Annotated in this window: 17 protein-coding genes, 1 tRNA gene and 1 pseudogene; 9 read left to right on the forward strand and 10 right to left on the reverse strand. The window is 69.7% G+C overall.

The window, feature by feature from the left end:
• Nucleotides 1-38: 38 nt before the first annotated feature.
• The 4 genes from OG936_RS15355 to OG936_RS15370 form a co-directional block, all read right to left on the reverse strand.
• Entirely contained in the window at nt 39-680 is a 642-nt protein-coding gene (locus OG936_RS15355) for a PadR family transcriptional regulator (protein ID WP_406495324.1), read from the reverse strand.
• An 18-nt stretch (nt 681-698) separates the two neighbouring features.
• Complete coding sequence (locus tag OG936_RS15360; RefSeq protein WP_406495326.1) at nt 699-1,250, reverse strand: DinB family protein; 552 nt, start codon at nt 1,248-1,250, stop codon at nt 699-701.
• A gap of 111 nt (nt 1,251-1,361) precedes the next feature.
• Complete coding sequence (locus tag OG936_RS15365; protein WP_406495328.1) at nt 1,362-2,819, reverse strand: aldehyde dehydrogenase family protein; 1,458 nt, start codon at nt 2,817-2,819, stop codon at nt 1,362-1,364.
• Nucleotides 2,820-2,873: 54 nt separating this feature from the next.
• Nucleotides 2,874-3,755 carry a helix-turn-helix domain-containing protein gene (locus OG936_RS15370; protein ID WP_406500464.1) on the reverse strand — a complete coding sequence of 294 codons (882 nt, stop codon included), beginning with the start codon at nt 3,753-3,755 and terminating at the stop codon, nt 2,874-2,876.
• Nucleotides 3,756-4,080: 325 nt separating this feature from the next.
• Between OG936_RS15370 and OG936_RS15375 the strand changes: the two genes are divergently transcribed.
• Nucleotides 4,081-4,581 carry an ATP-binding protein gene (locus OG936_RS15375; RefSeq protein WP_383757204.1) on the forward strand — a complete coding sequence of 167 codons (501 nt, stop codon included), beginning with the start codon at nt 4,081-4,083 and terminating at the stop codon, nt 4,579-4,581.
• A gap of 92 nt (nt 4,582-4,673) precedes the next feature.
• Here OG936_RS15375 and OG936_RS15380 read toward each other — a convergent pair whose 3' ends face one another.
• The gene (locus tag OG936_RS15380; RefSeq protein ID WP_266746995.1) at nt 4,674-4,916 is read right to left on the reverse strand and encodes a DUF397 domain-containing protein; all 243 of its coding nucleotides are present in this window, start codon (nt 4,914-4,916) and stop codon (nt 4,674-4,676) included.
• 276 nt (nt 4,917-5,192) lie between these two features.
• Between OG936_RS15380 and OG936_RS15385 the strand changes: the two genes are divergently transcribed.
• Nucleotides 5,193-5,690, forward strand: a complete 498-nt coding sequence (locus OG936_RS15385) for a hypothetical protein (protein WP_406495329.1) — start codon at nt 5,193-5,195, stop codon at nt 5,688-5,690.
• Nucleotides 5,691-5,723: 33 nt separating this feature from the next.
• Here the strand turns inward: OG936_RS15385 and OG936_RS15390 are convergent, their stop codons facing one another.
• Together OG936_RS15390 and OG936_RS15395 are read right to left on the reverse strand one after the other, a co-directional pair.
• A complete protein-coding gene (locus OG936_RS15390; RefSeq protein ID WP_406495330.1) occupies nt 5,724-7,997 on the reverse strand; it encodes an FUSC family protein in 2,274 nt (757 codons plus the stop codon).
• A 65-nt stretch (nt 7,998-8,062) separates the two neighbouring features.
• Complete coding sequence (locus OG936_RS15395; RefSeq protein ID WP_406495332.1) at nt 8,063-9,265, reverse strand: DUF2786 domain-containing protein; 1,203 nt, start codon at nt 9,263-9,265, stop codon at nt 8,063-8,065.
• 121 nt (nt 9,266-9,386) lie between these two features.
• Here OG936_RS15395 and OG936_RS15400 point away from each other — a divergent pair, with 121 nt between their 5' ends.
• The 6 genes and pseudogenes from OG936_RS15400 (at nt 9,387) to OG936_RS15425 (ending at nt 17,544) form a co-directional block, all read left to right on the forward strand.
• Nucleotides 9,387-10,118 (forward strand): ABC transporter ATP-binding protein, encoded by a 732-nt coding sequence (locus OG936_RS15400; protein ID WP_406495333.1) that lies wholly within the window; start codon nt 9,387-9,389, stop codon nt 10,116-10,118.
• Nucleotides 10,112-11,510: pseudogene (locus tag OG936_RS15405) on the forward strand (ABC transporter permease). Before OG936_RS15400 ends, OG936_RS15405 begins: the two are co-directional and overlap by 7 nt.
• 162 nt (nt 11,511-11,672) lie before the next feature.
• Nucleotides 11,673-12,674 (forward strand): DUF1259 domain-containing protein, encoded by a 1,002-nt coding sequence (locus OG936_RS15410; RefSeq protein ID WP_406495334.1) that lies wholly within the window; start codon nt 11,673-11,675, stop codon nt 12,672-12,674.
• A 221-nt stretch (nt 12,675-12,895) separates the two neighbouring features.
• Nucleotides 12,896-14,101 (forward strand): cytochrome P450, encoded by a 1,206-nt coding sequence (locus OG936_RS15415; protein WP_406495335.1) that lies wholly within the window; start codon nt 12,896-12,898, stop codon nt 14,099-14,101.
• 540 nt (nt 14,102-14,641) lie between these two features.
• Nucleotides 14,642-15,700: a type III polyketide synthase gene (locus tag OG936_RS15420; protein ID WP_383757221.1), complete on the forward strand. Its 1,059-nt coding sequence runs from the start codon at nt 14,642-14,644 to the stop codon at nt 15,698-15,700.
• 140 nt (nt 15,701-15,840) lie between these two features.
• Nucleotides 15,841-17,544, forward strand: coding sequence for a bifunctional 3'-5' exonuclease/DNA polymerase (locus OG936_RS15425; RefSeq protein WP_406495337.1), 1,704 nt, complete (start codon nt 15,841-15,843; stop codon nt 17,542-17,544).
• Nucleotides 17,545-18,671: 1,127 nt separating this feature from the next.
• Here OG936_RS15425 and OG936_RS15430 read toward each other — a convergent pair.
• The gene (locus tag OG936_RS15430; protein ID WP_406495338.1) at nt 18,672-19,448 is read right to left on the reverse strand and encodes a hypothetical protein; all 777 of its coding nucleotides are present in this window, start codon (nt 19,446-19,448) and stop codon (nt 18,672-18,674) included.
• 86 nt (nt 19,449-19,534) lie between these two features.
• On the opposite strand from OG936_RS15430, the gene OG936_RS15435 reads away from it, so the two are divergent.
• Nucleotides 19,535-19,837, forward strand: coding sequence for a hypothetical protein (locus tag OG936_RS15435; RefSeq protein ID WP_406495340.1), 303 nt, complete (start codon nt 19,535-19,537; stop codon nt 19,835-19,837).
• A 544-nt stretch (nt 19,838-20,381) separates the two neighbouring features.
• Here the strand turns inward: OG936_RS15435 and OG936_RS15440 are convergent.
• Both OG936_RS15440 and OG936_RS15445 read right to left on the reverse strand, forming a co-directional pair.
• A tRNA-Thr gene (locus OG936_RS15440) sits at nt 20,382-20,455 on the reverse strand.
• Between the two features lie 152 nt (nt 20,456-20,607).
• The gene (locus OG936_RS15445) at nt 20,608-22,143 is read right to left on the reverse strand and encodes an alpha/beta hydrolase (RefSeq protein WP_406495341.1); all 1,536 of its coding nucleotides are present in this window, start codon (nt 22,141-22,143) and stop codon (nt 20,608-20,610) included.
• Nucleotides 22,144-22,231 lie beyond the last annotated feature (88 nt).

Consider the following 22,231-nt stretch of genomic DNA (forward strand, 5'->3'; position numbering starts at 1 on the left):
TCGAAGGTAACCACTCCGCCCCTATTCCTCAAACTTGATTACTCGTCGTCGCCGGGATCCGGGACACCCGTCGCGTACGGGTTCTCCTGCCCATCGGCGAGCACACCGACGAAGGGTTCACCCTCCCCCGCGAAGGTGTAAGCGCCGCCCTCGATACGGGCGATCAGCCCGCGCGTCCACTGCGCCCCGGCGTCCGCCGTGTGGACCCACATGTTCATGATCTCGCCGATGTGGCCGAGCGATTCGGGCCCGGCCTCCGGCGTGTAGTAGTCGGTGACCGAGGCCCGCCAGGCCGCCAGACCGGCCACCCGCTTCTTGAGCAGCAGGATCACCTCGGCCCGCTCCAGGTCGACGATGCCGCCGAGGCCCGCGGAGAGCACGTCCAGCTTCTGGTCGTACGAGGTCAGCGCCGCGCGCAGCAGCGTGAAGTACTCCTCGTTGCCGCGCCCGGTGATCTCGTACTCGGTACGGGGCGGGCCGCCCGCCGGGCTCGGGGCGGTCTCGTGGGCGACCAGCAGCCCCTGCTTCGCCATCTGTTTCAGCGCGTGGTAGATCGATCCGGGTTTGGCGTTGGACCACTCGTGGGCGCCCCAGTACTCCAGGTCGTTGCGGACCTGATAGCCGTGCGCCCGGCCGTGCTGGCGCACGGCGCAGAGGACCAGCAGCCGGATCGCGGACATGTCACGCACCCTTTCTATTCAACTTTGATCAGCGTAGCGGGCCGCCTCGGCGACCAGCTCGAACGCGGTGCGGCCGTCCAGGGACTCCCTGATGGTGTCGGCGTGCCCGGCGCGCCGGGCGTGCTCCTCGACGAGATGGAGCAGCAGCCAGCGCATCGACACCCGCCCCTCCTTCGGGAACCAGGGCGCTTCGGGCAGCGGGAAGGTGTCGTCCAGGCCGGGCACCGAGCGGATGAACTTCTCGACCTCGGCCGCGACGCCGTCCCAGAACTCCAGCATCTGCCCCACGGTCTCGTCGCCGACGCGCCGGAAGCTGTCCGCCCAGGTCTCCTCGGTGCGGGCGGCCTCGTTCGGCTGCTGCTGGGCCATCCGCAGCCAGTTCAGCTCGGTCTCGGAGACATGCTTGAGCAGCCCGGAGAGCGAGAGCTCACTGGCGCTGGGCCGGCTCGCCGCCTGTTCCTCGGTCAGACCGATGAGCGAGCGCCGGATTGCGCCGCGCTGCGCCTCGACGAAGGAGAGGAACGCGCCGCGCTCGTCGCCGGTGGCTTCCGCGGGAACGCGAGTGACCATGGTGTCCGCCCTTGTGTCCGGGCCGATTTCTCCTGACACCGACCACGTTACGGACCCTTGCGGTCAGCTTCCGTCCTCGACTCCGGCAGACCCCGCAGCGGAGGCGTCAGGTCAGAAGGGGAACGCGCTCCGGCCGTGCTGGATGGAGATCCACTTCTGGGTGGTGAAGGCGCCCACGGTCGCCTCGCCGTTCAGCCGGCCGATCCCGGAGGACTTCTCGCCGCCGAAGGCCACCAGCGGATCGTCCTGGACGGTGGAGTCGTTGACGTGAAACATCCCGCTGACGACGCGCCGCGCGAACCGCACTCCGCGTTCGACGCCACGGGTGTGCACGGCGCCGCTCAGCCCGTACGGGGTGGCGTTGGCGATCCGTACTGCTTCGTCCTCGCCGTCGAACGGCACCAGCAGCGCCACCGGGCCGAATATCTCCTGGGACAGCAGCGGGGAGCCCTCGGGGAGCCCGGTGAGCACGGTCGGCTCCACGAGGTTGCCGCGGGTCCGGCCCCGTACGAGCGCGGTGGCCCCCTCGGCGAGCGCCTGGTCGACCAGGGCGGTCAGGGCGTCGGCCTGGAAGGTGTTGATGACCGGGCCGATCTGGGTCTCCGGGTCGCGCGGGTCGCCGGTCTTCAGCGCGGCCACCCTGGCGGTGAACTTCTCGGTGAACTCCCGTTCCACACGGCGGTCCACCAGGATGCGGTTGGCAGCCATGCAGACCTGCCCCTGGTACACGAAGCGGCTGAAGACGGCCGCGTCGACCGCGTAGTCGATGTCCGCGTCCTCCAGCACCACCAGGGCGCTGTTGCCGCTGAGTTCGAGGACTGTCCGCTTGAATTGCCCGGCCGCCGTCGCGCCGACGTGACGGCCCACCCGGTCCGTGCCCGCGAAGGAGATCACCTTGGGTACGGGATGCTCGATGAAAGCGTCCCCTATTTCCGCGACATCGGTGATCACGATGTTGAGGAGTCCGGCGGGCAGCCCGGCGTCCTCGAAGATCTTGGCGATCAGTCCGCCGCCGACGACCGGGGCGTTCTGGTTGGGCTTGATGACGACCGCGTTGCCGAGCGCGAGGGCCGGTGCGACCGACTTCATCGTCACCAGGAAGGGGAAGTTGAAGGGGCTTATCACCCCTATGACGCCGACGGGCTGCCGTTGGACGCGGTTCTCCTTGCCGTCCACCGCGGAGGGCAGGACGCGGCCCACGGGAAGCAGCGCCCGATGGATCGCGTCGCGCAGGAATTCCTTGGCGACCCGGACCTCGTACTCCGCCTTGAGGCGGGTGCCGCCCAGTTCATCGACGATCGCCTCGACGATGCCGTCGTGCAGTTCCTCGGTGATGCGCAGGGCCCGTTCCAGAACACCACGGCGTTGGTACGGGCCGGTGGTGGCCCAGGACCGCTGGGCGCGTTCGGCGGCGCGGTAGGCCAGGTCGACCTCCTGCTCGGTCGCGATGGTGATCGCGGCGAGTTTCTCCCCGTTGTAGGGATTGAAATCGATGATGTCCCACGAGCCGGTTCCGGTCCGCCACTCACCGTCGATGTACTGGTCGGCCAGCTCGTAGAAGAAGGACATGCGATCCCTTAACTCAGGTGCAGACTCCCGTCGAGCCGTCATCGTACTGATGAATCACGTCAGTTGGAGCAGACCGCGGAGCAGATCACGGCTCTCCTCCGGGCCAGGGCTGTCCTGGTGAAGTCGCTTCATGGCCTTTTCGTACTGAGCGACTTCTTCGGCCTTGTCCAGATAGAGCGCACTTGTCAGCTGTTCCAAGTAGACAATGTCCGACAGATCGGATTCCGGGAATCGGAGCATCGCAAAAGAACCGCTCTCGCCGGCATGCCCGCCGAAACTGAAGGGCATCACTTGAAGAGTGATGTTGGGCTGCTCGGACATCTCGATCAGATGCCGCAGTTGCCCACGCATGACGTCCCGGTCGCCGTACGGCCGGCGCAGCGCCGCCTCGTCCAGCACGGCGTGGAATTGGGGTGAACGTTCGGAGACGAGGGCCTTCTGCCGCTCCAGCCGCAGCGCCACACGGCGGTCGATCTCGGCGGCGGGTGCGTCACCCATGCCCCGGGTGACGACCGCGTGCGCGTAGGACTCGGTCTGCAACAGGCCGTGTACGAACTGGACTTCGTACACCCGGATGAGCGATGCCGCACCCTCCAGGCCGATGTACGTCTGGAACCATCCGGGCAGTACATCTCCGTAACTGTGCCACCAGCCCGCCACATTGGCCTCGCGGGCGAGGCCGAGCAGGGCGTCGCGCTCCGCGTCGTCCGTGACACCGTAGAGCGTAAGCAGGTCCTCGACGTCCCTGGCCTTGAAGCTCACCCGTCCCAACTCCATGCGGCTGATCTTCGATTCGGAAGCCCGGATGGAGTAGCCGGCCGCCTCACGGGTGATACCGCGTGAGTCGCGCAGCCGCCTGAGCTGCGAGCCCAGCAGGATGCGCCGCACCACAGATCCACTCGACTCGCCTGCCGCCACTGGTCCGGTCCTCCCCATCGCTTCCTGGACACCGGGGCTCCCCCTGAACCCCAAGTGCCGGATTCTGCCATCAAAACGCTTCAGCCCGTACTCGTTCGATTACGGAAATGAGAAGACTCCCGCAAAGCGACGAAAACACCCGCAGGAAGAAATGACCAAGAACCGGCACGGGTTCGGACAGGTCCGGCGCGTGCACGTGCATCTGCCCTTGCATCTGCCCTGCGCATTCGGAACCATGGCCCTCGCGCACCTGCGTGCTCGTTCGTGTTGTGCCGCTGTACCCGTAGTGCCGATACAGCCGCGAATCCCGGGAGTGCCTCGCATGGGGACGAATGGATCGACGATGCTCGAGCCGTTACGGCAGGGGCTTCCCCCCATCGATACCTCGGCCGTCTCCGGATCGGCGACCTGCACACTGCCCGCCCAGTACGAAGCCGTGGGCGGGGCACGGCGGTTCACCAGGACGACGCTGAACGGATGGGATCTGGACGAGCGTTTCGACGATGTCGCACTCGTCGTCTCCGAACTCGTCACCAACGCCCTGCGGCACGCCTTGCCCGCCGACTTGGCGCCGGATCCTCAGATACCGCCCGTACGGCTGCACTTGATGCGCTGGAGCTCGCGCCTGGTGTGCGCCGTGCGCGACCCCAGCCACAAGAGCCCCATCGCCTCCGAGGCTCCCGACTCCGCGGAGTCGGGCCGGGGCCTCTTCCTGGTGGAGTCCTTCAGCGACTCCTGGGGCTGGCACCCCACCCCCGTCATGGGGACGGAGGGCCCGGACAGCGTGGCGGCACCGCGCGGCAAGGTGGTCTGGGCACTGTTCCGGCTGTCCGACACCGTGTGATCCGCGCGGCCCGACGGTGAGCGGCGGGCAGCGGGCGATGGGCGGCGGGCAATGGGCCGGCCGGTCGCCGGATACCGGCCCGTGGGATGCGGTCAGCCGCCCGCTATGAGGTGGTCGAACTCCCCGTCCTTCACCCCGAGCAACAACGCCTCTATCTCGGCCGGCGTATAGACCAGGGCCGGCCCGTCGGGGTGGCGCGAATTCCGCATCGCCACATCCCCGCCGGGCAGTTTCGCGAACTCCACGCAGGATCCCTGGGAGTTGCTGTGTCTGCTCTTCTGCCAGACGACTCCGCGAAGCTCTGTGGCCGCCATGCCGTTGTACACGTGGTGCACAGGACGCTCCCCGAGTTGCAAGGTGCAAGTGTCAACTGTCTCGGATCATAGCTCTGTTCAAATATCCCTGCATGAGCAGATGCATGAGCGAATGCACGTGCACGCGGGGTGTTCTCGTGATTACAGCTCTGCGATTACAGCTGTGGACGCAGAGATAGACGTACGGGTTGTCTGTTCGGCTCCACCTCGCCGCGTCTACCCCGGGTCGGGCCCTCCATCCCGGAGCCGCGCGCTGGTAGCTTGGCGCGGTCTTTCATCGACCAGGGGGAATTCCACATGCGCGAAGTCCTGCGAACCGGCGTCGTGATCGTCGCCGGAATCGTCACCGCCGCCGCACTGACCGGCTGCAGCAGTGACAGCGAGAAGAGCGACTCGGGCAAGGGTGCCGACGCCGCGAAGTCCAGCCAGGCTCCCGGCGCCAGCGGCGGCAGCAGCAGCAGCGGTGGGGGCGGCGATTCCGGGGCCGGTACCGCGGCGCTGGAAGGCGGTTGGGCCGGGAAGACCGACGGCAAGACGGTGATCATTTCCGTCGCATCCGGTAAGGCCGTGCTCGTCACCGAGCAGCAGGCCTGCACCGGCACCGTGCAGGACACGGGCAAGGTGATGCTGACGCTGAAGTGCGCCGACGGCGACACCCGGCGCACGACCGGAGCCATCGAGTCCAACGACGGCAAGACCGTCGTCGTGTCCTGGGACGGCGGCACGAAGGACACCCTGGCCAAGACCGCCCCGGGCGCGCTCCCGTCGGGGCTGCCGGATCTGCCGGCCTCCTGACGGCCGACTGCGCCGCCTTTCGTCTCTCGATCCTCAATTCGCCTGGTTCGCGGGAGGGTTCGGGTTCGGGTTCGAGTTCGGGTTCGGGTTCGGGTTCGGGTTCGGACCCGGCTTCGGACCCGGCTTCGGCTTCGGATCTGGCTTCTGTTTCGGATCCGGCTTCTGTTTCGGTTTTGGTTTCGGTTTCGGCGTGCCGTCCAGGCCGCGGGAGAATTCGTCCAGGGCTTCGAGAAGGAGGCCGACCCCGTTCCGTACGAACGGGGCCGCCTCCTCCGCGCCCGTCTGCTGTCGCGCATCCCACTGCGCCAGCGCCTCCCGCACCTCCGCCCAGTCCGGTACGCGCCGCTCCCGCACCTCCTTCGCGCCCTGTTCGGTGTCCCGGCGCAGCGCCTCGGCCAGACGCGCGGCGGCCGGTACGGGGGTGGCGCCGCCGCACGGGAGGTGGGCCTCCAGCAACATCGCGACCCGGCCGAACTGCGCGAGGGCGTGCTGGGTGTCGTCGGCTGCGGCGCGGGAGAGGCCGCGGTTGCGCACCGGTTCGTGCTGGGCGGTGGCCAGCGCCTCCTGCCAGGCGACACGGGCCTCGCGGGTGTGGAGCAGCGCGGAACGCACGTCGTCTTGGCCGCGCTCGGCCGGGTCGGCGTACTGATCGACGACCGAGGCGGCGTACCTCCCGTCCGCCTTCAGCCAGTCGCCGAGCCTGCCGCGAAGCCGCGGGGTCTCCCAGGCCGGGTAAGCGGCGTACGAGATCATCGCGAGGAGGCCGCCGACGAGGGTGAGGACGACGCGTTCGAACACGGTCTGCGACCAGTTGTCGCCCGCCATGCCGAGCAGGAAGACGACATACGCCGAGACGCAGGCCTGCCCGACCACGTACCCGGTGCGCATCAGCAGATACATCAGCAGGGCGCAGAGCACGGAGAGCATCGCGGCCAGGGTCACACCGGGGTGGGTGGTCTGGACGATCGCGGTGGCGAGCGAGACGCCGACGATCGTGCCGCCGAAGCGGGCCACGGAACGCCCGTACGTCTGGGAGAACTCCGGCCGCATCACCATCACCGCCGCCATGGGCGCCCAGTAGCCGTGGCCGAACGGCAGCGCGGTGCCGATGAGATAGCCGACGGCCGCGACGACGGACACCCGGACGGCGTGCCGCAGGATCGGTGAACCGGGGCGCAGTTCGGCGTACATCGCCTTCATGACGACGGGGATCATCCGCGGGAGGGTGGGCCTGCGGCGGTGCGGGACGGCGGGCGGTTCCTCCCCGGTGGTCTTGATGGCCTCCGCCGCCGCCTCGGCCTCGGCCTGTTCCTCCTTCGTCCCCTCGCCCTCGGCCGTCTCGATGACGTCGGAGAGCAGCGCGCCGAGCCGGTCGGCGGCGCGGTGGGACGGGCCGGTGAGGAGGGTGCCGGTGTCGGGGGTCCGCAGCACCGCGACGGCGGCCGGGGAGAGCTGCACCGGATCGCCGTTGCGGATCGCACGGGCCGCCGAGTCGAGCACGGATCCGGCGGCCGCGAGCAGCTCGCGGACCCGGTCCCGCTCCGGGCCTTCGGACGGAACGCCCATCGCCGGGTCCGCGAGCGAGGCGAGTACCGGCCTGATCCGCTCGGCGACGCCGCGCGAGCCACGCAGTTCGGCCGGCCGGCGGCGGGCCTGACGCGGGGTGACGGCGGCCGCGCTGCGGGCCGTCATCAGCGGCACCGGGTCGAAGGCGGCGAGCGGGTCGTGGCGCAGCCGCCGGGCGTAGTCCGCCTCCGCGGCCAGGGCGTGGGCGAGGGCGTCGCGCTGGGCACCCCATCGCCGTACCGGGAACAGGACGATCAGCACCGCCTGCACCACACCGCCGAACAGGATCATCCCGGCGTGCACGGCCGAGTTCGCGACGGAGGTGGGCAGGGTGACCGTCACCAGCATGATCGCCACGTTGGACGACGCGATGATGCCGCCCGTCGGCCCCGCCGCCCAGGCCAGGCCCGCGAGGAACGTCCAGAGCACCAGCAGAGCCAGGAACAACGGCATGCGGGAGCCGGTCAGATAGCCGAGGAAGGTGGATACGGCGAGACTCGCCCCGGAGACCAGGGCGAGGACGGGCCGGGGGCGCCAACTGCGCTGGAACGTGGCGATGGCCGCCTGGAAGGCGCCGAACGCGGAGCTCGCGGCGACGACGGGCCCGAAGAACGCGAGGCTGATCCCGATGACGAGGGCGAGCCCGGCCGCACCGCGGATGGCGATGAGCGGTTCGAGACGCCGTCGCTCGATTCTCAGCCCCGAGCGGGCCGTCTCCTTCAGCGCCCGGAGCCAGCTCATGCCCAGAGCCTAGCCGGAATCACCGATAAGCCCGAGTTGCGGTAATTTCAAGGCTTTCGATGTTTCTACCATTTCCCGCGCCTGCCGGGGATCTCCGGCCCGGTACCACCCGTCCTCGCCCGGTCCGCAGCGGCCGTTCCATGGGTCCATCCGTCGAGGTCGGTGGCGCCCCGGACGCGCGTGGTCGTGGTTTCGGGGAACATCCGCTCGGCGGTGTCCGTGACGGCCATGTCGCGGGCCGCGAGCACCGGGAGCAGTCGAGGGCTGCCGGACCCGGCCGGTCCGGCGCCGCTCCCGCCCCCGGCCTCGGTATCGGCCTCGGCGGTGACACGGGCGGTGTTGGCGGCGAGCCGGCTGCCCAGGCGCTGGGCGTACGCCATCAGGAACGACTGCCGGAACGTCTTGGTCCGCTTGCGCCCGTCGGCCCGCTGGCCCGCCTCCGCCTTCGTCATCGCCGCCGTGCCCTGGACCAACAGGGAGGTGTACAGCAGTTCCACGGCGTCCAGGTCCGGCTCGAAGCCGACCACCGTGGAGAAGCCGAGGTCGCTGTTCCACACCGCCCGGCAGCGGTTCGCGGCGGCGACCGCGTCGAGCAGGATCGCCTTCGCCGTCTCGTACGGCGCGTCGACCCCGATCCGGCACGCGCCCGGCGCCTCCTTGCTGTGGGTACGGGCGGCGAGCAGGGCCTCGTCGATGGAGTGCCGGGCCATCAGCTCTTGCGCCTTGGTGGTGAGGGCCTCTGCCTCTTCCGGGAAACCGGTCGCCTCCGCTTTGGCGAGCAGGGCGCGGATCCGGGTCAGCATCCGCGGTTCGTCGTGCGCGGGCGGCAGGTGGAGCCCGTGCGGGGAGGTGCCGGGCGGCGGACCGACCGGTTCGATGGCGGGGAGCCGAAGCAGCAGCCGGTACAGGCCGAGGAGGGCGGAGGCGTAGGAGAAGCGGTCCGGCCGGTTCCGGGGCGGCGCGACGCGGAGACCGTCGAGCTGCGACCGCCAGCGGGGCGGCAGCGATGCGTACCGCCCCGTCTCCGAGGCGATCAGCCCGGCGACAAGGCCGGCCGCGGTCTCGTCGAGGTCGCGGCGGACGATGCGTACGACATCGGCGGGCTGCCAGCCGCGCGCCCAGGCCCGGCGGACGAACTCCTCGCCGCGCCGGACGAGTTCCGCGTCGGCCGTCGGGTCGGCGGCCAGGAGGGAGGCTCCGGCGTCGAGACCGGCGTCGCCGTCCGAGTAGAGGGCTGCCGAGAATGCCTGGTCGATCACCGGTTCCATGAGGTCAGGGTAGGCAGGACAGTGGGCCGGGGTAGGGCTGGCCCCACCCCGGGTACGGGGCCTAGTGGTCGTGAGCGTGGGGCGCGGAAACGGTTCGATCGGGAACATGACATTCGAGGACATGACTTCCCCGCATGCGCCCGCCGCCGCATCCGCGTCCCCTGCCGCCGCCGCGTCCCGCCGCGTTCTCCGAGCCTGCGGGGGGCCGCGAGCGCCACCGACGCCGTACGGCTTCGCTCCGTACGCCGCGCCTACGGCGAGGCCGAAGCTCTCGCCGGCATCCGACCGGGCAGGGCACCGGCCCGCCGAGATGTCGGGCGGCCAGCAGCAGCGGGTGGCCCTGGCCCGGGCCCTGATCACCCGGCCCGCGGTGCTCTTCGGCGACGAACCGACCGGTGCGCTGGACACCGCGACAAGCCAGGAGGTGCTGGTGATGCTGCGGGAGCTGGTGGACCGGGAGGGGCAGACAGTCGTGATGGTCACCCATGACCCAGTGGCCGCGGCGTATGCGGACCGGGTGGTCTTCCTGGTCGACGGGCAGGTGGCGGACGACCTGACCGGGCTGTCGGCCGAGCGGATCGCGGCCTGGATGGCGACGCGGTGTGCAGGGCTTAAGGGATGCACGGTGCGCAAGGGGTATACGGGGTATACGAGATCTTCCGAAGGCGCCGCAGGAGCCCACCGGACGACTGCGGACACGGACACGGACGCGGACATCGCAGGTCACGCGGGTCGCGCAGGTCTTGTCGGTCACTCGGGCCACACGGACACGGACGTCCTCGGTCACTCAGGCCACGCGGACGTCACCGACCACACGGACATCGCCGGCCACGCGGAAGGCACGCCGTGCTGACCGTCGCTCTGGCCACCCTGCGTACCCGCTGGACCATCCTCATCGGCACCCTTCGTCGCGCTCGCGCCGGTGGTGGTGATGGGCGACGACACCCTGACCGTGGAGGTGCGGCGCGGGCCGTCCACGGACCGGGTCAGTCACAGACTCATTCATCCACACCCTGTGGATATCGAACTCCTGCGTACCCTCCGGGCGCTCGGTCCGGTGACGCGGGACGACGGGAACAGCGCGCGCGGCGGCCCGGACGCCGTGGGTGTGGACGCGCCCGCCGCCGAGGTGCGCCGTGTCGTCGGCGACCGCGCCCTGGTCCTCACCGGGGACGACCGCCGGCGCGCCGACCCGGCGACGGCGCGGGACGCCGAGGGGCTGGTCACCGTGAACGCCCGGCTCGGCACGGCGGGCGGCGTCACCGCCTTCGTCGCGGTCTTCGTCGTCACGTCGGCCTTCGCCTTCGCGGTGGCACCGCGCCGACGCGAGTTCGGGCTGCTGCGCACGGCGGGCGCCACACCGGGCCGGCTCCGGCGGCTCCTGCTGACCGAGGCCGCCGTGGTCGGCACGCTCGCCTCCGCCGCGGGGTGCGCGCTGGGCCTGCGGGGTGCGCCACTGCTGGCCGGGCTGCCGGTCGACGAGGGGATGGCACCGTCCTGGTTCACCGTCCGGCCGGTCGCCTGGCCGCTCCACGCCGCCTTCTGGACCGGTCTCGTCGTGGCATTCACGGGGGTCTGGGCGGCGTCGCGGCGGGCGGGCCGGATCGGCCCGGCCGAAGCGCTGCGCGAGGCCGACGTCGATACGGGCGTGCTGCCGCCGGCCCGTCGGCTGCTGGGCTTCGCCCTGCTCGCGGGGGCCGCGTTCCTGATGGCGAAGTCCCTCGTCACCGACCCGTCCGCGCTGCTGAAGCGGAAGACGTACACCACTCAGCCGATGGTCCTGATCACGGCCGCCACCCTCCTCACGCCACTGCTGGTACGCCCGTTGGCCCGGCTGGTCCGGCTGCCCGAGCGCCAGCACCGCCGCGATCCGCAGCTCGGCCGGCCGCCCGTTGCCGAGCCACACCCGGGCTGTCGCGCCCACCGTGTGCTGCTGATGGCGGGGTCCGTACTGTCCTCGGAGCTGAACGCGCTCCGGCTGGCCGGCGCCACCCGGTCCCGGGTACTGGCCGTGGTGGCCGGGGAGACCCTGTTCGCGGTGGCGATCGGGGCGCTGCTCGGACTGGCCGCGACCGCGGTGAACCTGGCGGGCCTCGGCGCCGCGCTGGCCTCGCTCTCCGCACCGGTGACGGTGTCGGTGCAGTGGCCGCTGGTGGGCGGTGCGGCCGGGGTGTGCGCGGTGGTCGCGGTGGGGGCGGCGCTGCTGCCGGGAGCGGTGCGGTGCCTCTCGACGCCGGTGCACTGAACCACCGACGCCGAGCGGTCGGCGAGAGGCCCGGCCGGACCGTACGGGACCGGTTCGACAACGTGATTGGTCCATACGGCCCCACCCGCTGACGGCATATCCACTTTCATCCTTTTACCCAGGTTTCACATGGTTTCATCTCGCCATGGAGGCGATCAAGTGATGACTGGAGACCGACAGCAGGACACGCAGGCACGGGCGATCACATCGCGGCGACGCGTACTGGCGGCGGCCGCACTCACACCGGTGCTGGCCGCCGCGGGGCCGGCCACCGCGTGCACCCTGCCCGCCGGAATGCCCGGGCCGGGGCGCCGCAGGCGGGTCAAGCCGGCGCCGACCGGCCTGGCGGACTGGGCGGCCGTCGCGAAGGCGCTGGGCCGCACCGGCAACATGCTGCGCGGAACGACGTACCACACGAGTTTCCCCCGGCGGGACCTCCACGTGGTGTCCGACGGCGTCGTCGTCACACCGGCGCTCGCGCTGGGCACGCATGTGGCCTTCGTCCGCTACGCCGACGGCAGCACGATGCTGATGGGCGACGTGGTGGTCACCGAGCACGAATTGCAGCAGGTGACCGACGCCTGGCAGGCGCAGGGAATCGAGCAGACCGCGCTGCACAAGCACCTGCTCGCCCAGATCCCCGACATCTGGTGGATCCACGTCCACGCCCACGGCCACGACGCGGCGGCCCTGGCCCGCGGCCTGCGCGCCGGATTCGACCGCACCGGGACCCCGCCCGCCCAGCCGCCCGGCCCTCCGGTCCCGGTCGACCTGGACATCGCCGGGATGGAGGCGGCGCTCGGCGCGAAGGGTTCCGCCGATGACGGGCTGTACAAGGTCATCTTCGTCCGCCGCGAGACCATCGCGGACGGGCATCTGATCCTGCCCCCCGGCCTGGGATCGACCAGCGCGCTCAACTTCCAGCCGCTGGGCGGCGGCCGGGCCGCGCTCAGCGGTGACTGCGCCATGCTCGCCGGTGAGGTCCAGAACGTACTGAAGGCATTGCGGCGCGGCGGGATCAAGCTCGTCGAGCTGCACAACCACCACCTGGCGGACGACCCCCGCCTGTTCTTCACCCACTTCTGGGCCGTGGGCGACGGCGTCGAGCTCGCCCGCGCGGTGCGCCCCGCGGTGGACGCCACCGACGTCGTACCGTCCGGCTGAGACCGGCCGCTCACGCCGACCCCGGCGAACGCGCCGCACCGGCCGCACGGGGTCGCCGGACCGATTTGCGCCGGTCCAGCGACGCCGGCCGCCGATTCCGTTCTGCATATGGACCAATCGGCCCGAAGTGGCGCGTGCCCGTGCGGGTGACCGGGCACCCATGTCCCGTCCAGCCAGCACCTTCCTCGAACCGCCCGTCAGATCCCCCTCTGGAGCTCCGTATGGAACCGGTCGCCGCCGCACGGCACTGCCCGTTCGACTATGCCGAGGCCCTCGAATTCGACCCGGTGCTCAGGCACTTGATGACCGAAGAACCCGTCTCCCGCATCCGGCTGCCGCACGGCGACGGCGAGGCGTGGCTCGTTACCGGCTACGACGACGTTCGCACGGTGACCACCGACCGGCGCTTCAGCCGGAGCGCCATCATCGGCCGGAACTTCCCGCGCATGACCCCTGAACCGATCGTTCAGGACGAAGCGATCAACGTGATGGACCCGCCGGGCAGCAGCCGGCTGCGCAGCCTGATCTCCAAGGGGTTCGCGCCGCGTCACATGGAGCGCATGAAGGTGCGTACCCAGCATGTCGTGGACGAACTGCTGGACCGCATGGAGGAGCACGGTTCCCCCGCCGATCTCTTCGAGCACCTGGCGGCCCCGCTGCCTCTGACCACCATCTGCGAGGTCCTCGACATTCCCGAGGCCGACCGCGCACAACTGCGTGCCCATGCCCGGACCATGATGGACACCACCGTCGAGAACAAGGACGCCGCGGTACATGCCAAGGCCGATCTCCGTGCCTACTTCCAGAAATTGACGGCCGAGCGGCGCGCGAACCCGGGCGACGACCTGATCAGCGCGCTGGCCACGGCGCGCGACGGGGACGAGATCCTGGGCGACCAGGAATTGACCGTGATGGCCATGGTCCTGCTCATCACCGGCCAGGACACCACCACGTACGAGATCGGCAACATCGCCTACACGCTGCTCACCAGGCCCAACGAGCTCGCCATGCTGCGCGAGCACCCCGACATGCTCCCGCAGGCCATGGAGGAACTGCTGCGCTTCATCCCGTTCCGCAAGGGCGTCGGCATCCCCCGGGTCGCCCTGGAGGACGTGGAGCTGAGCGGGGTGCTGATCCGGGAGGGGGACATCGTGCACGTCTCCTATCTGACGGCCAACCGCGACCCCCGGAAGTTCGACCGGCCCGACGAGCTGGATCTGAAGCGCGAGAATCCGTCCCACATGACGTTCGGCTGGGGCGGCCACCACTGTCTCGGCGCGCCGCTCGCCGCCACGGAACTCCAGGCCGCCATCGGAACCCTGCTGAAGCGCTTCCCCGCTCTGAAGCTGGCGACACCGGCCGAGGAAGTGCGGTGGAACAAGACGTCGATCTGGCGCTATCCCCTCGAACTGCCCGTCACCTGGTGACAGGGTGTACCACGCATCCGCGCAGGGACCGTGCGGACCGTACGGCTCGTGACTGTCATCGATGATGCGTCACAGCAGGGCGCCCGGCAACCCGGGTCCATCCCGGGCACCGGGCGCCCTCTTGCGCCGCTTTTACACCCTTATTGCTTCCTGTTGCACCCCTCTTACACTCCTCTTGGTACGTCGTCACGTCGGCTCGGAATCCGCACCGATCCGCTGGGACATGCGCGCCGATCCGTCCGCGGTACGGCGGACATCCGCTCGACGTGCGGCCCTGATTCTTCTGCCGTAGCGTGATCCCCGACGGCCACCCAGCCGTGGCGGATCAGCATCCGCCACGAACGGCTAGAACTCAATCTTCGACGGTCGGCCCGTCCGCGCCCGTGCCAGGGGTATCGAACCCGGTGCAGGAATCCACCAGAGCTCTGTCCCGCGCGTCACCGCGCGTGACGGAACAGTGGTGGCCACTCCCGCGTCGGTTCATACCCCGTGACCGCTCCGGGCCCGGCCGTGTGGACCAAGTCCGCTAGGAGGAATTCCATGGCGGTTCTCTGCAAGCCGGCAATCGAGGTTCCCGAGTACGTCATCACCAACGAGGAAACTCTCGAGCTGGCTCAAAGGTTGCATGGCGACCATCCGCAGATCGACCTGGTCCTTCGCTTGATCGAACATACCGGGGTGCAGAAACGGCACCTGATCCAGCCTATCGACAAGGTGCTTCAGCACCCGGGCTTCGACGCCCGCAGCGTCACGTACGAGGAACACACCAAGGCCCGGGTGCCGGCGGTGATACGCCGGGCACTCGACTCGGCCGAACTGGAGCCGCAGCAGATCGACTTGATCGTCTACGTCTCCTGCACCGGCTTCATGATGCCGCCGCCGACCGCGTGGCTCATCGGCGCGATGGGCTTCCGCCCGGAGACCCGACAGCTGCCGATCGCCCAACTCGGCTGTGCCGCGGGCGGCGCCGCCGTCAACCGGGCCCATGACTTCTGCACGGCGTACCCCGAGGCGAACGTGCTGGTCGTCGCCTGCGAGTTCTGCTCGCTCTGTTACCAGCCCACCGACCTGAGCGTCGGATCCCTGCTGTCCAACGGCCTGTTCGGCGACGGCATAGCCGCCGTCGTACTCCGGGGCAGGGGTGGCACCGGTGTCCGTCTGGAACGCAACGGCTCGTTCGTCATCCCGGACACCGAGGACTGGATCTCCTACGCGGTCCGCTCCACCGGGTTCCACTTCCAGCTCGACAAGCGGGTGCCCGGAACCATGGAGCCCCTCGCTCCGGTGCTGAACGCCGTCGCGGAGGAGTACCACTGGAACGCCAGCAAGCTGGACTTCTACATCATCCACGCGGGCGGCCCGCGCATCCTGGACGACCTGAGCCGCTTCCTCGACGTGCCGCCCGAAGCGTTCCGCTTCAGCCGGGCCACGCTCACCGAGTACGGCAACATCGCCAGTGCGGTGGTGCTCGACGCCCTCGGCCGCATGTTCGACGAGGCATCGGCCCTGGACGGCCACCGCGGCCTGATGGCCGGCTTCGGTCCCGGCATCACCGCCGAGATCTCCCTGGGCACCTGGACGACGGACGCCGCGTCCTGACGTCCCGCCTCCGGCCCGCCCGGCGTGCTCGGCCCTCCGGCCCTCCCGGGCGCGGGGCGGGGTGAAGCCCCCGCAGCGACCCACCCCACCCCGCGCCCGTCTCCCGGCCGCTGTCAGTGCCGGGTGCCAGACTCGACGACATGACCGAACGTTGGGCTCTGGCCACCACGGAGACCGGCGGCGCCCGCCTCGCCCCGCTGGATCCCACCGGCCTGCCCACCGCCCCGGTCCTGACCGAACCCGACCTCGTGGAGGCCGTCCGCTCCCGCCCGGACGTCACACGCTGGGTCTGGCGGTCCACCGCCGAGATCTACCCGCGCCTGCTCGCCGCCGGCGTCCCCGTGGCCCGCTGTTACGACATCGAGGTCGCCGAATCCCTTCTCCTCGCCCACGAGGGCCGTCTCGGCGAACCCCGCTCCGCAGCCGCCGCCCACGCCCGCCTGCGCAACGCCCCCGTGCCCCCCGACCCCCCGCCCCGCTCGGCCGAGCCCGGCTCGCAGTCCTCCCTCTTCGAGCCGCAGTCCGGCACGGGCCTGCCGTTCGACGACTTGCTCCACGTGTACGCCGCGCAGCTCCGCCGCCACGACGCCACGGCGCACCCGGGCCGGATGCGCCTGCTGACGGCCGTCGAATCGGCCGGCATGATGGTCGCCGCCGAGATGAACCGGTCCGGTCTCCCCTGGCGCGCGGACGTACACCGGGCAGTGCTCCACGAACTGCTCGGCGAGCGCTACGCGGGCGGCGGCGAACCCCGCAGGCTGGCCGTGCTCGCCGACGAGGTGTCGGCCGCCTTCGGCCGACGGGTCCGCCCCGACCTCCCCGCCGACGTGGTGAAGGCGTTCGCGCAGGCCGGTATCAAGGTGAAGTCCACCCGGCGCTGGGAGCTGGAGGAGCTGGACCATCCGGCGGTGGAACCCCTCATCCAGTACAAGAAGCTGTACCGGATCTGGACGGCGCACGGCTGGAGCTGGCTCCAGGACTGGGTGCGCGACGGCCGCTTCCGCCCCGAGTACCAGCCCGGCGGCACCGTCAGCGGCCGCTGGACGACCAACGGCGGAGGGGCGCTGCAGATCCCCAAGGTGATACGGCAGGCGGTCGTCGCCGACGAGGGCTGGCGCCTCGTCGTCGCGGACGCCGACCAGATGGAGCCCAGGGTCCTGGCCGCGATCTCCCGCGACCGCGGCCTGATGGAGGTGGCCGGCCATGACGGCGACCTCTATACGGCACTGTCGGACCAGGCCTTCCAAGGCGACCGGGAACACGCCAAGCTCGCCCTCTTGGGCGCGGTCTACGGCCAGACGTCGGGCGACGGCCTGAAGAACCTGGCCGCCCTGCGCCGAAGATTTCCCCTGGCCGTGGCCTATGTCGACGACGCGGCGAAGGCGGGCGAGGAGGGCCGTCTCGTACGGACGTGGCTGGGCCGGACCAGTCCGCCCGCCGCCGGGAGCGGGGACGACGACGAGGCCGGCATTCCGCAGGAGAGCCAGGAGAGCACGGACAAGCCTTTCGCCGATGGCGAGTTCACCCCTGGTTACGCCTCGTCGAACGCCCGGGCGCGGGGCCGCTTCACCCGCAACTTCGTGGTGCAGGGCAGCGCCGCGGACTGGGCTCTGCTGCTGCTGGCCGCTCTGCGCCGGGCGATCGGCTCCGCCGGTCTCCGGGCCGAGCTGGTCTTCTTCCAGCATGACGAGGTGATCGTGCACTGCCCGCGGGAGGAGGCCGAGGCGGTCGTGGAGGCGATCCGGGCGGCCGGTGAGCTGGCCGGGCGGACCGTCTTCGGTGAGACGCCGGTGCGGTTTCCATTCACGACGGCGGTGGTGGAGCGCTACTCGGACGCGAAGTGATCACCCTCCGGAACCCGACTCCGAACCGGAACTCGGGCCGGGATCCGAACCGGAACCGGAACCGGAGGCTGTCCCGGAATCAGCTCCTCCGTCTTGCCGTTGTCCACCCGCGCCGGGCTCCGTGGCAAGCCGGGAAGAGTGTCCCGAAGCCGGTTCGTCCCCGAACCCGGCCAGCCCGTGTTCGTAGTGCGCCGGACGCAGATGCTGATGCCGATGGCGGGCATTGAGCTGATGGATGACGAACGCTGCGATCGCGATCATCACGAGGACGACCACGACAGTGACCAGGGTGTCCATACGGTAGCGGCCCCCTTCGATGCGCAGGCCGAAAGAACCGGCTCACCGGGAGCCGTACACGTCCAGGCTACTCCGCGGCCCGCCGGCCGCCCCTCGGGCAGCGGACCGTTCGCGCCCCGGCAGCACGGCACGGAGGTGCCCGGCCCGGATGCGCTCCGGCAGAGTGTCCGGCCTGCGGGGGCCGCTTCAACAGCAACGCGCTGGAGTTCATCACACCCGAAACGTCGTAAGGCGCGTTCAGGCCACACCCGGCCGGGGCCAGTACGAAGCCTCATTGACCATGACTGACCAGACGCCTTGGACGTCCTCCGGTTCGCCTCGGCCGGCCGGCTGCCGGTCGGTGCCGAGTTCCAGGCACGAAGTCAGCTCACCGAATGCCTCGGCCTGATCACCCAGCCGCTGATCTACGACGTGGAAGACGCTCGTAGCCCGCACAATGACGGGCCGCACGCCTTGGGATGCAGAGCGTCGAGAGCACTGAATCTGAAGTGCTGACCTCGCCCTGAAACGGGACGGCACTTCCGTATGCACTGACGCAGCCGCTCCTTCGATGCCCTTGCCGATCGGCTACTGCGTGCACTCACGGCCGATCATCGCCAGGACCCGAGCCGAACGTGAGATCTGTCGGGACCAAACAGTCCCGACGACGCCTGTCGCCAATCGGAGAGGGGTGCATTTCACCCACCGTCCCGGGGTCGGCGAGAGCCCCCTGATGGGGTGTCACGCACGGCTGTCCACCGGGACGTGCCGATAGAGGGTCTGCCAGGAGATTCCGAGCTCCTTGCAGAGCTCGGTGACCTCGGGGTCGGGTTACAGGAACCGAGGCGGCATCAGGACACATTGCGCAGCAGTGCCGACGTCATGGCGAGCAGCGTCTCGGCCTCCACCCGGCTGTATTGGAAGTCGCGGGTGATCGCGTCGTTGTGCATTGCTCCGCTGGTCTGGCTGTACAGCGCCGCCTGGATCCGCCACCATCGTTCGCTCTGACTGCACTGTTCGGCGGCCTTCTTCGTCCCCGGGTTGTCCCACCCCGCGTTCTGCTGGATCCATTCCAGTGCGCGGCGCACTTCCAGGATGCTCGCTCGGATCTCGCCGACCGTGATCAGACGCTGTGCCTCGCGCAGGGTTCGGCCGATCTCGGCGCGCGGCTCGTCAGCAAGGGGAAATGGGACTGCCATCTCGAACGCGGAGGACGGGCCGAGGGCGGCGATCTGTTCCTCCCACCGGCTCTTGGCGATGGTGATGCCCAAGGTCTCCGGCGCGCAGGCGGGGTAGCCGACGGCCTGCGGCAGCGTGGCGTTGAGGTCGAGTTCGAAGCGCATGTCGCTGCCCCTGCCCGCCTCGATCGCGTGCAGCTGCAGGGACGTCAACAGGAAGGACAGCTGGACCCGGTGCACGGTCACGGCCTGCGTGTAGGCCAGGTTCAAGGTCGTGCGTGCCAGCATGGATCGGGGTCCGGAGGCGGTCCCGAAGCCGACCAGGCCGGCCTCCAAAGCAAGGATCTGTCCGGCCTCCTTAAATGGCGTCGCCACGACGTTGAGCTGGACACGCAGCTCATGGCCGCCGAGTCCCCGGTGCAGCCACACCTGATCGTTGTCGGTGCTCACGGCGAATCGCAGATCGTCAAAGCGTAGTTCCTGCATCACGTACGTCCCCCTGGGATAGTGCGGTTGGTCTGCCGATTCTGCCGTCTGTGGATCAAGAGCCCTCCACGGCCGGAGTGAACGTCCGGTCGGATGAGACCGTGGTGGAGTTCCTGCTGAGCTGGCACAGGAAGAAGACCGAGCTGAAGAGGACCACCGTCCACGAGTACGGCCGCGCCATCGAGCTGTACCTGGTCCCCCGCCTCGGCGTACTTAAGATGCGCGGCCTTCGCGCCCGCCACGCTCAGGGCGTCTTCCCTGGATCGTCTCCGACAACGCGCGCCGCCTGGAGCACCGCGCCCGTCATCGAACCGCAAAACGTACCCATAGTTCTGCTCCGACCACGCTGGTAGAGCTGTCCGGCCTGCCGCCGATGAGGCGGAGAGTCCGGCGCTGGCCGTCGACATCACGCTCACGACCGTGCAGGCGATGCTCGCATCGATGCGGATGACGACCGACACGTACAAGGCGGTGCTGCCTGAGATGCACGCCGCAACGGCCTCGGCCCCTTGTACCCCATCACCACGTACCGGGCAGCAGAAAGCCAGAAGGCCGGAAAGAAGACGAAAAATAAGGACCTGAAGGCGGACGGACGGAGGCCCACGTGGGCCCCAGATTGAGCCCACCGGGCCGCCTCAGGGCCCAATCGGCAAGCAGTTTGGACCAGAAGCCGATCAAGTAAATGAGAAAAGGCCAGGTCAGAGGGTGTCTGGCCTGGCTTTTCTCGCATCCGCTTTCGGGATTCGAACCCGAGACCTACGCATTACGTGCGCGGGCCCCCATCTGGCCCCCATGAGCCGATTCGGAGCCGAATCAGGCGTGTGGTGTAGACCACGAACTGATCGAGGAAAAGCAAAAGCCCCAGGTCACGGCGAGTGAGTCCTGAGGCTTCTACAGAGCCGCCTTCGGGATTCGAACCCGAGACCTACGCATTACGAGTGCGTTGCTCTGGCCAACTGAGCTAAGGCGGCACGCCCTGTCGCACCATGGTGTGATCAGCAGCGTCGCCAAGTCTACACAGTTTCCGGGGGTGCTCCGCACCAGCCCGGTTTCGGACCGTTTTCGCAGGTCAGTGGCAGTCCAGTGGCAAGTCGGCGGCAGATCCGCAGTGGGTCGGGCGGGATCAGGAGCACTGCTTGCCCTCGCTCGGCGGGGTGCCGTCCAGGAGGTAGGTGTTGATCGCCGTGTCGATGCAGTCGCTGCCGCGACCGTAGGCCGTGTGGCCGTCGCCTCGGTAGGTGAGGAGGGTACCGGAGGAGAGCTGGCCGGCCAGGGACTCGGCCCACTTGTACGGGGTGGCCGGGTCGCGGGTGGTGCCGACCACGACGATCGGATCCGCGCCCTTCGCCTCGATGCGGTGGGGGGTGCCGGTGGGCCGGACCGGCCAGTGGGCACAGTTCAGGGCGGCCCAGGTGAAGGTCCTGCCGAAGACCGGGGACGCCTTCTCGAAGCGCGGAAGCGCCCGGGCGGCGGCATCGGCGTCGGCGAAGGCGGGCGGCAGGTCCAGGCAGTTCACGGCGGCATTGGCGGACATCAGGTTCGCGTACGTGCCGTTCGGTTCGCGTTCGTAGTAGCTGTCCGACAGGGAGAGCAGGCCGGAGCCGTCACCCTTCTCCGCGCCGGTGAGGGCCTCGCGGAGCTGGGGCCAGGCCGTCTCGTCGTACATCGCGGCGATGACTCCCGTCGTGGCGAGGGATTCCGTGAGCCGGCGGGAGTCGCCGGTGGGGATCGGCCGGGCGTCGAGTTGAGCGAAGAGCTGCTTCAGGCGGGTGGCCGCGTCGGCGGTGGAGGTGGTGCCGAGCGGACAGTCCGCCTTTTTGAGGCAGTCGGCGGCAAAGGACTGGAACGCGGTCTCGAAGCCCGTGGTCTGGTCACGGTTCACTTCGACGGCGGGGAGCGACGGGTCCATCGCCCCGTCCAGGACCAGGCGGCCGACCCGGGCGGGAAAGAGCTCGGCGTACGTCGCACCGAGGTACGTGCCGTACGAAGCGCCGACGTAGTGCAGTTTCTCGTCACCGAGCAGGGCGCGCAGCATGTCCATGTCCCGTGCCGTCTCGACGGTGGAGACATGCGGCAGGATCTCGCCGGAGTGGCGCTCGCAGCCGCCGGCGAACTCCTTGTAGGCGCCGCTCAGTCTGGCGACCTCGCCGACGTCGTCGGGTGTCTGGTCGACCTGGGTGTAGGCGTCCATCTGCGGACCGGTGAGGCACTCGACGGGCTCACTGCGGCCCACGCCGCGCGGGTCGATGGCGACCATGTCGTAGCGGGCCCGAACCTGGGCGGGGTAGCCGACGGCCGCGTAACTCTGGAGATAGCCGATGGCCGAACCACCGGGGCCGCCCGGATTCACCAGGAGGGAGCCGACCCGCTTGCCGGGTCCGGTGGCCTTGGCACGGGAGACGGCCAGCTTGATGTCACCGCCGTCCGGCTGCGCGTAGTCCAAGGGCGCCTTCATCGTCGCGCACTGGAACCCTTCGACGCCGCAGTCCCGCCAGTCCAACTGCTGCGCGTAGAAAGGCTTGAGCGCGGTGGGGACGGATGCGGCGGACGGGACGGACGGCGAGGCGCTCGTGGAACTGCCGCCGCTACAGCCGGAGATGAGGAGGCCGGCAGCGCCGAGCGCGGTGGCGAGGATGCGGAGCGGGCGCCTGGTGTCCATCCCCGGAGCGTAGTCGCCGCGCGACGACTCACCCGATTTCCCGCTCATACGGGTGAAAAATATGACAGGAAGTGACACAAAATTACAT

The organism is Streptomyces sp. NBC_00846, assembly GCF_045207325.1.
Classification (GTDB): Bacteria; Actinomycetota; Actinomycetes; order Streptomycetales; family Streptomycetaceae; genus Streptomyces.

What these genes read in the sequence shown, in the direction of transcription:
- OG936_RS15355 (WP_406495324.1), bottom strand. Translation starts at nt 680, where the DNA reads ATGTCCGCGATCCGGCTGCTGGTCCTCTGCGCCGTGCGCCAGCACGGC.
- OG936_RS15360 (WP_406495326.1), bottom strand. Translation starts at nt 1,250, where the DNA reads ATGGTCACTCGCGTTCCCGCGGAAGCCACCGGCGACGAGCGCGGCGCG.
- OG936_RS15365 (WP_406495328.1), bottom strand. Translation starts at nt 2,819, where the DNA reads ATGTCCTTCTTCTACGAGCTGGCCGACCAGTACATCGACGGTGAGTGG.
- OG936_RS15370 (WP_406500464.1), bottom strand. Translation starts at nt 3,755, where the DNA reads ATGGGGAGGACCGGACCAGTGGCGGCAGGCGAGTCGAGTGGATCTGTG.
- OG936_RS15375 (WP_383757204.1), top strand. Translation starts at nt 4,081, where the DNA reads ATGCTCGAGCCGTTACGGCAGGGGCTTCCCCCCATCGATACCTCGGCC.
- OG936_RS15385 (WP_406495329.1), top strand. Translation starts at nt 5,193, where the DNA reads ATGCGCGAAGTCCTGCGAACCGGCGTCGTGATCGTCGCCGGAATCGTC.
- OG936_RS15390 (WP_406495330.1), bottom strand. Translation starts at nt 7,997, where the DNA reads ATGAGCTGGCTCCGGGCGCTGAAGGAGACGGCCCGCTCGGGGCTGAGA.
- OG936_RS15395 (WP_406495332.1), bottom strand. Translation starts at nt 9,265, where the DNA reads ATGGAACCGGTGATCGACCAGGCATTCTCGGCAGCCCTCTACTCGGAC.
- OG936_RS15400 (WP_406495333.1), top strand. Translation starts at nt 9,387, where the DNA reads ATGACTTCCCCGCATGCGCCCGCCGCCGCATCCGCGTCCCCTGCCGCC.
- OG936_RS15410 (WP_406495334.1), top strand. Translation starts at nt 11,673, where the DNA reads ATGACTGGAGACCGACAGCAGGACACGCAGGCACGGGCGATCACATCG.
- OG936_RS15415 (WP_406495335.1), top strand. Translation starts at nt 12,896, where the DNA reads ATGGAACCGGTCGCCGCCGCACGGCACTGCCCGTTCGACTATGCCGAG.
- OG936_RS15420 (WP_383757221.1), top strand. Translation starts at nt 14,642, where the DNA reads ATGGCGGTTCTCTGCAAGCCGGCAATCGAGGTTCCCGAGTACGTCATC.
- OG936_RS15425 (WP_406495337.1), top strand. Translation starts at nt 15,841, where the DNA reads ATGACCGAACGTTGGGCTCTGGCCACCACGGAGACCGGCGGCGCCCGC.
- OG936_RS15445 (WP_406495341.1), bottom strand. Translation starts at nt 22,143, where the DNA reads ATGGACACCAGGCGCCCGCTCCGCATCCTCGCCACCGCGCTCGGCGCT.